Origin of the sequence: Micromonospora sp. CB01531, from assembly GCF_001905095.1 — a bacterium.
Lineage (GTDB): Bacteria > Actinomycetota > Actinomycetes > Mycobacteriales > Micromonosporaceae > Micromonospora.
On sequence record NZ_LWLS01000072.1, the window covers coordinates 1 to 12,389 of the forward strand.

The 12,389-nt window shown below is 71.1% G+C and carries 8 protein-coding genes; 6 read left to right on the forward strand and 2 right to left on the reverse strand.

Translation table 11 applies throughout. The features are described 5' to 3' along the window. Positions 1–38: 38 nt before the first annotated feature. Positions 39–1,457 (reverse strand): RNA-guided endonuclease InsQ/TnpB family protein, encoded by a 1,419-nt coding sequence (locus A6A27_RS19270; RefSeq protein ID WP_338013299.1) that lies wholly within the window; start codon positions 1,455–1,457, stop codon positions 39–41. A 103-nt stretch (positions 1,458–1,560) separates the two neighbouring features. Here A6A27_RS19270 and A6A27_RS19275 point away from each other — a divergent pair, with 103 nt between their 5' ends. From A6A27_RS19275 to A6A27_RS19290, 4 genes are all read left to right on the forward strand, one after another. Continuing rightward, entirely contained in the window at positions 1,561–2,046 is a 486-nt protein-coding gene (locus tag A6A27_RS19275; RefSeq protein WP_073836024.1) for a GNAT family N-acetyltransferase, read from the forward strand. 13 nt (positions 2,047–2,059) lie between these two features. Then, complete coding sequence (locus A6A27_RS19280; RefSeq protein WP_073836025.1) at positions 2,060–5,536, forward strand: BREX system ATP-binding domain-containing protein; 3,477 nt, start codon at positions 2,060–2,062, stop codon at positions 5,534–5,536. A 168-nt stretch (positions 5,537–5,704) separates the two neighbouring features. Then, on the forward strand, positions 5,705–7,081 hold the full coding sequence (locus A6A27_RS19285) for an FAD-binding oxidoreductase (RefSeq protein WP_198940364.1): 1,377 nt from the start codon (positions 5,705–5,707) through the stop codon (positions 7,079–7,081). Positions 7,082–7,399: 318 nt separating this feature from the next. Next, a complete protein-coding gene (locus A6A27_RS19290; protein WP_143194073.1) occupies positions 7,400–8,263 on the forward strand; it encodes a ricin-type beta-trefoil lectin domain protein in 864 nt (287 codons plus the stop codon). Between the two features lie 130 nt (positions 8,264–8,393). Here the strand turns inward: A6A27_RS19290 and A6A27_RS19295 are convergent, their stop codons facing one another. After that, entirely contained in the window at positions 8,394–10,796 is a 2,403-nt protein-coding gene (locus A6A27_RS19295) for a PEP/pyruvate-binding domain-containing protein (protein WP_073836027.1), read from the reverse strand. Between the two features lie 330 nt (positions 10,797–11,126). Here A6A27_RS19295 and A6A27_RS19300 point away from each other — a divergent pair, with 330 nt between their 5' ends. Together A6A27_RS19300 and A6A27_RS19305 are read left to right on the forward strand one after the other, a co-directional pair. After that, complete coding sequence (locus A6A27_RS19300; protein WP_073836028.1) at positions 11,127–11,348, forward strand: hypothetical protein; 222 nt, start codon at positions 11,127–11,129, stop codon at positions 11,346–11,348. 102 nt (positions 11,349–11,450) lie between these two features. Continuing rightward, positions 11,451–12,269, forward strand: coding sequence for a DivIVA domain-containing protein (locus A6A27_RS19305; RefSeq protein ID WP_143194074.1), 819 nt, complete (start codon positions 11,451–11,453; stop codon positions 12,267–12,269). The last annotated feature ends 120 nt before the right edge of the window (positions 12,270–12,389 follow it).

The following is a 12,389-nucleotide window of genomic DNA, read 5'->3' on the forward strand; positions in this document are numbered from 1 at the left end:
CCGAGGCGGAGCCTCACTGGTGCGGTGTCCACTAACGTTCACCGGGCTTCCGATGCACCGTTGTGGATCCTCGCCGTTGAGGCGAGCGACTCCCCACCTGGTGGTGGGGCGGGCCTCCGCAGGCCAACTGACCCTCTCGCCACCCGGTGTGGGCGGCGGGGGTCACGCCGGGACTGGCCGGCACCGGGCAGGTGCCGTCCGGCTCGACGGTGCGTGACCACCTCCGGCAGCACAACGGCTGCCGAAGTGGTGGGTCCGCCGCCCGGGATACGGGTGGCGATGATGGCCGCCGCGACAAGGTCACGGTGCCCGATGAACTGGCAGTGCGGGCAGGACAGGGTCCGGCCGCGGGGTTTCGGTACCCGCCGTAGGCAGGCGGGGCAGGTGGAGGAGGTGCCGCGTTCGTTGACGGGGTCGACGGTGATGCCGGCCTGGACAGCTTTGTCGGTGAGGACCTGCATCAGCCGACCGATCTGCCACTGCCGCAGCCGCAGGTTATGCCGCCGCCCCGCGTCGATGTCCAACACACCGCGCGGGTCACCGACCCTGAGCACACCAACCCGCTGCTCCACCGCCCACGACACCACCTGGCGGGCGGCCTCGTGCTGGGCCTGCCGGACCCTGCGCCGATGCCGGCCCTCCACCAGCCGAGCCCGCCGCCGGTACTTTCGCCACCGCCGTGATCCTCGCTGACCCGGCTTCGGCGCCCGCCGCGCGACGGCACGGCGGCGAGCTTTCGTGTCGGCCAGGTGCATACGGTGCTCGGCGCGGATCGCCCGCCCCGACACCAACATCCCCTCACCGTCCGGGCCGGCCACCGCATACGGGTGGATGATGCCCAGATCCACCCCGGCCACCCGGCCCGGGTCCGGGCCCTCACCGGGTGGATACACCGCTACCGGGACTTCGGCGGTGATGTCGAGGAACAGGCGGCCGCCCTCGCACAGCAGGGTGACCGAGCGGACCTGCTCGACCGGATACGGCACCTCCCGCGCCAACCGGAGCCACAACGGCGACGCGCCTTGGGCGGTCGGGATCCGCACCCGCCGGCCGTCGAGGGTGAACGTGCCGTGATGCCAGCGCACCGGCATCAACGCCCGACGACGACGCGGAAACCGCGCCGACAAGTCACCATCCTTACGGGCTTTCGCCGCCGCGAACCAGGCATCGGAGAACCGCCGCAACACCGACCGGGCACCCACCGAATCCAGCTCACCGAACGTGCCCGGACCCGACCCGGACAGCTCCCGGCATAACGCCTGGTAGCCGGTCAGCGGCGCGTCCTGACGGCGGCGCCGCCACCCGTTGACCTCCAACACACACGCCCACACGTCACCAGCCGAGCGCAGCAACCCGAAACACCGCCGCCGCTGCCCCGACGTCACCCGCACCGCCACACGCGCAGTCCGATACACCACCCGAGGCGCAGCAGGATCCCGACGACGAGGCACCACCACACCCAACCCGACAGGTACGACAAAATCCGGCCGCCGCCAACCCGGCGAACGTTAGTGGACACCGCACTAGCCGCGTCCAAGTCGCGGATGCCACGGTGCCGGCATGGCACAGTACGAGGTCCCCACGCCCAGTACGCTGCTCCTGCGCATGGTGCGGCCGGAGCGGGCTGCCGCCGCGCTGCGGATGCTGCACGAGCCGGACCCCGCGTCGGAAGTGCCGGCGGTCGGGTTCCGCGTCGCCACCCTCTCGGACGTCTCCAGCGATCCCTCCGTGGCGCCGCTCGCCGCGTGCGTCGTCCATCACCAACCGAATGATCCGACGGCGTGGCTCGGACGGTTTGCGGTTTCGGTGCCGTTCCGACGGCGTGGGCTCGGCCGGCGCCTGCTCGCCGAGCTCTCCAGGGTGCTGCAGGCCGAGGGGGCACAGCGACTGTGGGTTCACCTGAGCGCCGACCAGCCAGCGGCGCGCGCGCTCCTCGCCGGCGCTGGATTTGTGGTCTGCCAGGTAGAGCCGACCGCCGTATTCCCAGCGGGTCTCCCGGCCAGCAAGGATGACCCGGAGGCCGGGTGGTGGGTGCGCGAGCTCTGAGAGGGGAGGCGGGATGGGCGTGGCAGAGCCCGCTGCTCCCTGGGCGGCGGCGCTGGACTTTCGCGTACTCGGCCCGCTGACGGTCACCGGCCCGGGCGGCGGCGAGCTGCGCCTCGGCACTCGGAAGCAGCGCGCCGTGCTCGCGTTGCTGACGCTGGAGGCGGGACGGGTCGTATCACTGGATCGCATCATCGCCGGCCTGTGGGCGGATGAGGCGCCGTCGAGCGCCACCGGCACGCTGCAGGCGTACATCTCGCAGCTGCGGCGCATCCTGGAGCCGGACCGTTCGCCACGCGCCGCGCCCACCGTGCTCCTCACCCGGGAGCCGGGCTATCTGCTCGCGGTGCGGCCGGATCAGGTGGACGCCGTGCGGTTCGAAACGCAGGTCGAGGCCGGTCGGGCCGCGCTCGCCGCGGACCTGCCCGGGGAGGCGGAACGGCTGCTGGCCGTCGCGCTGGAGCAGTGGCGCGGCGAGCCGTTGCTCGAGTTCGCGGACGAAGCCTTCGCGACGCCGGTGGTCACCCGGCTGACCGCGCTGCGCCAGGACGCCACCGAGGATCTCACCGAAGCCCGGCTCGGCCTGGGACGGAACGCGCAGGCAGCCGCGCAGGCCCGGGCGCTGCTGCGGCAGGACCCGTTCCGGGAGCGGTCGTGGGCCCAGCTCATGGTGGCGCTGTACCGGGACGGCCGCCAGGCCGAAGCACTGGAGGCGTACCGCGAGGCGCGCGCGATGTTGGACGAGCAGCTGGGGCTGCCGCCAGGCCCACAGCTACAGGCGCTCGAGCGGGCGATCCTGCGGCAGGATCCCGCGCTGGCGCTCACTTCCCGCCCGGACACGCCCGCGGCGATCCCGGCCACACCTCCCGTACTGCGCTCCGAGCCGTTGCTGGGCCCCGGGGCAGCCGACGCCCGGCCAGCTGATGAACCGGGCGTCGTGCAAACGCCGCAGCCGGCTGCGGCCGCGACGATGGTGGGCCGGGGCCCGCAGCTCGAGTCGATCGACGACCGGCTCACGGCCGCGACCCGGCGCCGGGGTGGACTGCTCTTCGTCGCTGGCGGGGCCGGCGTCGGCAAGACCTTTCTCACCGAACGCGTGGTCGAGCGAGCGACGGCGGCGGGGATGGCGGTCGCCTGGAGCCGGTGCGTGGAGGGCAGCGCCACTCCTGCGTTCTGGCCGTGGATCCAACTGATGCACGCGGTGCCGCCGAGCCCGGAGAAGGAACGCCTTCTCGCCGCGCTGACCGGGGTCGTTGAGTCGCGGGAGCCGGCGGGTGACCCGGACGCGGCACGGTTTCACCTCTATGAGGCTGTGGGTGAGCTGCTGCGTACGGTGGCGGAGCGGCAGCCGACGCTGTTGGTCATCGACGATGTGCACCTCGCGGACGCCGCCTCGCTGCGGCTGCTGACCCATCTCGCCGGCGGACTGAGCCGGCTGCCGATACTGGTGCTCGCCACGATGCGGGCTGAGCCGGGCGATCATGACCAACCGCTGCGCGAGATGCTCGGCGCGCTGGCGAACGAACGGGGCGTGGAGCGGGTGAGCCTGCCGCCGTTCTCCGCGGCCGACGTGCGTGACTACCTCCGGTCGGGCGTGGTGGAGCCCGACGTCGCCGTCGTCGTCGCGCTGCACGAGCGGACCGGCGGGAACCCGTTCTATCTCCGGGAGCTGCTGCGGCTGCTGGCGAGCGAGCACCCCGGCGGCTGGACCAACCAGGAGGTGATCGCGGAGTCCGCGGTGCCGGAGAGCGTGCGCGACGTTATCGGCCGGCGGATCGCCCGGATGCCCGAGGAAACCCAGGCCCTGCTGCGAGCTGCCGCCGTCATCGGACGCGATGTCGACACGGTGCTGTTGGAGAATGCCGCCGGCCTGGACTACGAACGGGTGCTGAGCCTGCTCGAACCGGCTGTCGCGAGCGGCCTGCTGGTCGAGGTGCCCGACGGCTGGAACTACCGGTTCGCCCACTCCCTGGTCCGCGACGCTCTCTACGCGGAGCTGAGCCGGTTGCAGCGGGCGCGCGTGCACCGGCGGGTCGGCGAGGCGCTCGAGAGCCTGCACCGAGGCGAGGATCCCGCCACGATCGGGCTGCTCGCCCACCACTTCGCCGCCGCCGCCCGGATCGGGGCCTCGGCGAAGGCAGTCGGTTACGCCCGGCGAGCCGCGGAGTTGGCCGAGGCGCAGCTCGCCTATGACGAGGCGGTTGAGTTCCTCACCGTCGCCCTGGCCGCGCTCGACCCCACGGGTGCGAACGCGGTCAGATGCCGATGCGAGCTGTTGGTGCAACTGGGCAAGGCCAGGCGACTCGCCGGAGATGTGGTGGGCGCGCACGTCGCGCTGAACGAGGCGGTCGCGCTCGGTACCAGGCTGGGCGACGACTCGCTGGTGATCGCTGCGGCTACCGTCTTCGGCGGCGTGACGCTCTGGAACTGGCGGACTTACGGGCAGGTGGACGAGCGCATGGTGGCGATCCTGGAGGACCAGCTCGCCCGGCTTGAGCCGGCCGACCACGTGCGCCGGGCGGCGCTGCTCGGCACGCTCGGAGTCGAGCTGTTCTACGGTGACCGACGCGACGAGGGGGAGCGGCTCGCCGAGGAGGCGGTCGAGCTTTCCCGCCGGTACGGCGACGTGGAACTGCGGGCACGTACCCTGAGCAACTACGCGGTAGCCGCCGCCTCGATCCCGGACCGTGATGGCCGACGGCTGGCCGCCGTGAACGAGATGCTCGAGCTTGGCCCCCTGCCCCGGCGGGTGGAGATTGTGGCCCGGCTGCATCGCATGATCTTGCTGATGTCCACCGGCGACGTCGCCGGGTACGACCGCGACCTGGCGCGATGCCGCCACCTGTTGACCGAGATCCGCATGCCCGAGCTCGCTGCTCAGGTCACCTACGCCGCCGGCGGTCGGGCCATCCTGGACGGGCGCTGGGCCGAGGCTGAACGCTTGGTCGAGGACGCCTTCACCGAGCAGCGGCGGACCAACATGTGGGGCGGGAAGTGGATGAGGTTGGTCCTGCTCTACACCAGCCGCCGCTTCCAGGGCCGGCCGGGTGAGCTACTCGACGAGCTGGTCACTCGGGCCGATGAGCCGGAGCTGCAACTGCTGCGCCCCACCGCGGTCCTGGCGGCCTGCGAATCGAGTGACGAGGCGCTCGCCGGGAAGCTGCTGGAGAAATGGGGCTGGACGATCCGCCGCGACTGGTCCTGGGACATCGTGACGTACCAGTGGGCTCTGGTCGCCGCTCGGCTCGGCGTACCGGACCCGGCTCGCCTCTACGAGATCCTCTCCCCGTTCGCCGACCGGTTCGCCGGCGTCGGCTCCGGCGGCGCCACGTGGGGCTCGAACCACTACGCGCTCGCCGAGCTCGCGCACCGGCTGGGCCGAACCGAACAGGCGGGCGTGCATGCGCACGCCGCGCTCGCCGCGCATCGGCGGCTGGGCGTGGCGCACCTCATCCAGGCGAGCCTCAGCCAATCGGTGCAGTTCACTGCCTGACCTCGGCCGGGTCGGCCCGTACCGGCGTTCCGTCCTCGGCCGTACGTCGCTTGGATCCCGCTTGAACGCCAGTCCATGCGTGGGCCAAGTCCGACCCAAGCGCCGGCTGACACCGTCATGTCATCCGGCGCCCGGCTTGTGGGCGCCCTGTCCATGAGGAGTCAACCGGTGCGTACGGTCGACACCGTCGCCTTGGCCCGGCGGGTCCGCGGACCCGTGCTACAGCCCGGCGACGACGGCTTCACTACTGAGATCGCCGGGTTCAACGCGGCCATCGTCCACCGGCCGGACGTCGTGGTGGGAGCCACCGACGCCGGTGATGTGGCGGCGGCGGTAGGTTGGGCCGCCGAGCAGGGACTGGCGGTGGCCGTGCAGTCGACCGGCCACGGCCAGCTGGCAGCCACCGACGGCGGCATCCTGATCACCACGCGGCGACTCGACGAGGTTCGGGTCGACCCGGTCGCCCGGCGGGCTAGAGTGGGCGCCGGCGTACGGTGGCGGAGCGTGATCGAGACGGCGGCCAAGCACGGCCTCGCCCCGCTCAACGGGTCGTCCTCCGGCGTGGGCGTGGTCGGTTACACCCTCGGCGGCGGTGTCCCGGTCATGGCCCGCACCTTCGGATTCGCCGCCGACCACGTTCGGGCGGTCGAGCTGGTGACCGCGGATGGAATGCTCCGGAGGGCCGACGCGGAGAGTGAGCCGGACCTGTTCTGGGCCCTGCGTGGAGCCGGCCGCATCGGCTTCGGCGTGGTGACCGCGATCGAATTCGATCTGGTTCCGGTGCGCAGCCTCTACGGCGGCGGCATCTTCTACCCGGCGAGCGCCACGGCGGACGTACTGCACGCCTTCCGGACCTGGGCCCCGACGCTGTCCGAGCAGACGACCACGTCCATCGCCCTGCTGCGCCTGCCCGACCTGCCGCAGCTGCCCGAGCCGCTTCGCGGGCAGTTCGTGGTCCATCTGCGGATAGCGCACCTCGGCGGCGTCGAGGAAGGTGAGCGCATGCTCGCTCCGATGCGGGCGGCGGCACCGGTGTTGATCGACTCGGTGGCAGAGATGCCGTACGTCGGCGTCGACGCCATCCACTCCGAACCCACTGATCCGATGCCGGAACATCACGCCGGGGTCGTGTTGCGGCATCTGCCGGCCGAGGCGGTGGACGCGCTGATCGCGGCGGCCGGCCCGCACGTGGAGGTGCCGCTCGCGATGGTGGAGCTGCGACTCCTCGGCGGCGCACTGGCCCGGCAAGCGGCGGTGCCCAACGCCGTGAGCGGCCGCGGCGGGGCCTTCTCGCTGCTGGGACTCGGACCGCTGCTGCCCGGGCTCGAGCAGGTCGTGCCGGCCGTCGTAGGCAGCGTCCTCGACGCGCTTGAGCCGTTCGCCGCTCCCGGCCTCGCCTTGGCCAACTTCCGGGGATCCCTGGAGGCCACCGACGGTCCCTACGGTGCCTGGCCCAGCGCGGACGCTGGTCGGCTCAGTGAGATCAAGAATTTTTACGATCCAGCCGGGGTGTTTGGTTCGGGAAAACGAAGCCTCGTCGGTTAGCCCTCCGCTGTTGCACGTCTCGTAACCGCTGGACTTACACAATCGCCATAGTTAAATCGAGACATCTAGATCTATCATAATCGGGGTTGCTCGGTTCAGGAGTGCGAAGCGGGCAGTGCAGGTCCCTGGTGGATAAGCCGTCGTCCTTGGGAGGCATGCGTGCGATTCGATCCCGTAAGCAGAAGATTCCCGTGGCGGCGGGGCGCCGGCCGGATTCGACCGGTGCGACTGTTGGCCGTGGCGCTGGCCGCTGTGTTGATGGTTCCGACAGGTGCGGCCTCGGCGTCGGCCGACGGTACCGCTCGCACCGACGGACCGGTGCCGGCATCGCTGGACGCGGGGGTCGGTGTGCCCACGGGCACGATGGCCGCGGCGGCCTCTGCCGCCGCCACGGTCTGTGCCAAGGTGGCCGCCAAGGCCGGCTTCTCGTACACCGCGAACGTCAGCACGTCTGCGGGCAACGTCCGGCAGATCGTGGTCGCTGTGGCGGTCGCCATGGCCGAGTCGAGCTGCAACCCGTCGGCGACGGGCCAGAACCCCGGCTCGATCGACCGCGGCCTGTGGCAGATCAACAACTATTGGCACCCCGAGGTCAGTGACGCCTGCGCCTACCAGGTCCAGTGCAACGCCAACGCGGCGTGGAACATCTCCAACCACGGCAGCAACTGGACCCCGTGGTCGACCTACAACAACGGGGCATGGCGGAACTACCTGAACACGGCGCGCGACGCCATCACCGGGTTCTCGTTCCAGCTGAAGAGCCGGGGCGCCGGCACCTGCCTGGACGCCATCTCGTCCGACGTCCGCAACGGCGGGCGGATCGCCCAGTGGCCTTGCAACAGCAGCGACAGCTACCAGCAGTGGCGCGTGGTGGTCGGCGCGAACAACTACAACCCGGTGCTCCAGAACGTCGGTACCGGCACCTGTCTGGACGCCATCTCGTCCGACATCCGCAACGGCGGGGCGATCACCCAGTGGGCCTGCAACACCACCGGCGATCCCTACCAGCGGTGGTGGTTCTCGGGCAGCGGGCAGCTCAACACCAACGGCGACGCCAACGCCGGACTGCACAACGTCGGCACCGGGACCTGCCTGGACGCCGACGCATCGACCGCCGGCCAGAACGGGAACATCTTCCAGTGGGCCTGCTCCGGCAGCGACCATTTCCAGTTGTGGAACTGACCGCGTGACAACGGGCCCCGCGGGCTGGACTGCCTGCGGGGCCCGATGCCCTGGTCGTGCTTCGGGCAATGCGCTCGGACTCGCCAACGACCCGGAATTCGGCCTGGTCGGGAGTCTTCACCGGCATCGGTCAGTGGATCGTCACCGTTCCGGCCGCGGCGTCCACGGTGATGATCTGACCCGTGGAGATTTTCCGGGTCGCGTCCGGGACGCAGATGACGGCGGGGATGCCGTACTCCCGGGCCACGGTGGGGCCGTGGGCCATGACCGCACCGGTTTCGGTGACCAGCGCCCCGGCGGTGAGGAACAGTGGGGTCCATCCCGGGTCCGTGGTCGCGGTGACCAGGACATCGCCGGGTTCGATGTGGGCGGTGCCCGGGTCGTGGACGACTCGGGCGGGTCCGGTCGCGCGGCCCGCTGCCGCCCCTACGCCCGTCAGCGCGCCATCCGCGGTGGCCGGCGCCGGCAGGATCGCCTCCAGGTCGGTGCCGTCCGACAGCAGCGCCACCGGTACGGCCCGGCGGCGCGACTCCCGCTGGTGGACCGCTCTGCGGGAGGCGACCGTCTGCCGGTGGTCGACGTTTTGGTGCACGGCGTCGTGCACCTCGTCGAGGGTCAGGAACATGATGTCGCCGGGCTGATCGAGCAGCCCGCTGCCGGTCAGGTCAACGCCCACGGAGAGCAGTTGCCGCCGCATCTCCTGCAGCCGGTACAGGCCGGCGAACTTGCCCGCCTCGCGCAGTCCGGCCAACGCCCGGGCACGGCGCAGCAGGAACCCGGCGAGTCGCCCCCGCACCGGCCTGCGGCGGCGGGCCCGGGCGCCGAGCTCGTGCAGGGTGGCTTCCGCCGTGGCGGCCGCGCGTGCGAAGCGCCGGTCGGGTGCCTGCTCCGGATCGGTGACCCGTAGGTAGTTGGCGATCATGGTGAAGACCGGCGCCGGGTCTTCGTTCCAGCGCGGCACTCCGAGGTCGACCTCGGCGACGCCGCGGTGGCCGTAGGTGTCCAGGAACGCCGCCAGCCCGATGTCCGGGAGCGTCCCCTGCCGGTACCGCGCGGCCAACTCGTCGGGCGGCGTGTGCAGCAGCAACTGTCGGTGGTCGCCGGCGCGCTGGGTGAGCCGCCACAGCGCGAGATCCATTTCGATGGTGACGTTGTAAGGCATCCCACCCAGTACGGCGTGGATCTCGTCCTCGCGAACGACGCCCTTGAGCAGCTGGGCTGGCAGCGCGGCCGCGAGCATGCCGGCCACGATGGGGGAGACGATGTCAGCTGGGCTGCTCGCCGCCTCCTGGGCCTGCACGAAGCGCAGCCGTTCCGCGGCGGCACACAGGCCGTCGGGCGCAGCGGACCGTAGTTTCAGCTGCTCGATGGCGTCGAACATACGCGTCCGCGCCGCGTCGGGTCGGGCCAGCGCCCGCACGACCCCGACCACCAGCCGCACGGCCGTCCGCAGGGACGCCCCGTTCGACCCGTTTCGGCGCTCCGGGCGGTCCTTGCCCGGAGCGAACCGCGGGTCCGCCAGGACCTGCTGCATGACCGCCTGGGCGCGCGGTCCGAAGTCGACCGCCATGAGCTTGACCAGTCGTCTGCGGGCGGATCTGCTGCGCGCCAGGTCGGTCAGGTCGCCGTAGAGCCGCCCACCGATGTCGACGATCTCGGCCCTGATACCGAGCGCGGCGAGCATCGCCGCGACCAGCGACGTCAGCGTGGACATGCCCATCGGCGTGACGGGCTGGAGCATGCCCTGGACGTGGCCGAACTCCAGGTAGACGCGCGGAAGGGGTTTGTCGGTGTCCGGAGGGAGGGGGAAGAGGGTGGTGATTGGCCGCGACTGCAGCAGCCACATTGTCCCGTCCTCGTCGATCGCCCACTCCACGTCCTGCGGGCAGCCGAAGTGCCGCTGGAGGCGCTCGCCGACGGCCCGCAGCTCGGCCAGTTGGGCCCTTGCCAGGCAACCGGTGCCATCCTGGTCCAACCCGTTGAGGAGGTAGTGGTCGACGACAGCCTGACCGTCCACCACCGCCGTGCCGGGACCCGGCGCGGCGTCGACCATCATCTCCGTGCGGCAGCCGGTCAGTGGGTTCGCCGTGAACAGCACCCCCGATACCTCGGCGGCGACCATCCGTTGTACGACGACGGCCATCCGGACCGCGTCGTGATCGATGTGGTGGGCGTCGCGGTAGGCGACCGCGCGGGCGTTGTGCAGCGAGCCCCAGCACTTCTCGACGGCAGCGATCAGTTCAGCGGCGCCGGTGACGTTGAGGACGCTGTCCTGCTGCCCGGCGAAGCTTGCGTCCGGCAGGTCCTCGGCCGTCGCACTGGACCGCACCGCCACCGGGCCCGCACCGAGCCGCTCGTACGCGTCGACGATCTCCGCCTGCGGGATGGTGCCCGACCGGTACGCATCGGTGGTGACGCAGAACCCCGGCGGCACACGCTCGCCCGCGCGGATCAACTCGCCCAGGGCGGCCGCCTTGCCGCCCACCAGATCGATCATTTCGGCGGATGCCTCGGACAGCGGGATCAGACGCATGGGACCCACCTTTTTCGCAATACGACTGCATCGCAAACCACGGTACCTCGTTGGCAATGCGGTCGCAATGCCAGCGACCACCCGGCCTGGACGATGAGGCGGCGAACTGGCCTGGGCCACCGGGCCGTTTTGCTATGTTCTCCGGTCGATGCCATCCGATGCGGACGCTGAGGATCTCGCCGACGAGATCGACCACCCGTTCGGCAGCGAGGAAGGTGGTAGTGACGGCTGCGCAGTCCCTTGTGGACCTCGTGGCGCGAATGATGATCTAATTCATTCGGTTTCGACCGAGTAGCCGGAAATGCCAGGCTGCGTAGAGAAGGAGTTCTCATGCCCGTCACCGCCGACCTCACCAAGCTGGTCGACAAGGCCTACCAGGACCAGACCGTCACCGAGCTGGTCGACGCCCCGGTGTCCGCCCTCGCCGGAGTCAGCGACGGTGGTGCCAAGCTGCTCAAGGAGGCGCTCGGCATTGTCACGATCGGGGACCTCGGCCGCAACCCGTACTTCCGCACCGCCAGCGCGCTGATCGCCCTGACCGGCGGCAAGTAGCCCTGCTCCCGGCCATGCCCGGGCGGCCAGCTTCCGTAGTCGCCCGGGCATGCCGCCCGGACAGCGTGGGCATGCAGAAGTTGAGGGTCCCGGAGGTGACCGATGAGCGAGACCCCGATCAGAACAGGCAACGGAACACAGGTTCCCGCTGCGCCGGCGGTGCGGCCAACCGCCGATCGGGTAAGGCGCTGGCAGTTCAACACCCCGTCGCTCGCCCGTCGGGGCTACGACTCGGATGAGGTCGACCGTTTCCGCATCCAGGCCGCCGACGAGCTTGACCTGCTTGCTAGCGAGATCGCACGGTTGCGGGCCGAGAACGAGCGGCTCGCCGGCCAGCTTGAGCTGCACCGCTACGGGGTGATCCCGAGCGCCGACGCGGCCGCGGACTTGCCCAGAGCCAACGAGGTCAACCTGCTGTCCGAGGCCCAACGGGAAGCCGAGCAGATCATGGCCCAGGCCCACGAGTACGCGCATCGGGTCGCCGAGTACGCCCGTGCGCAGTACGACAACTCCGTACGAGCGGCGGGCGGCGGCGCTGCGCAGGAGGCGCGGCGGGCGATGCACAACGACCGCCGCGGCGTCGGGGTCGAGCGAGACGACGCGGCACGGGAGGTGATGCCGACCGGCGGCGAGACGATGATCGCGCAGATCCGGGCGGTGGCCCGGCACCTTGACGACGGCCGGCAACAACTTGCCCGCGCGCTCGAGCGTCTCGCCGCCGAGCCGACGAAAGCTGAGAGGACCGCGGGCGGGCCCGGGCCGGCTGCTCCGCCCGGGACCGGCCACGCTGGCGTATCCGGCCCGGTCCGCGTCCGGGTGGTCCCGGTGGCCCGGGTGGACGAGCCAACCGTAGCGATGGCAACGATCAACAAGGCCGACGCCAGGGCTGGCGGCACCATCCGGCCATCCAGCACCGCCTGACGCTCCAGCATGACACCGAGGACGGCACGCGCCTCAACGACGCACTCGAGCCGCTGGCCGCCTGGGGACGCGAGCGCTCGACCGCTTGACTGCTGCTCAACCCGCTGCCAGGAAGCGTCC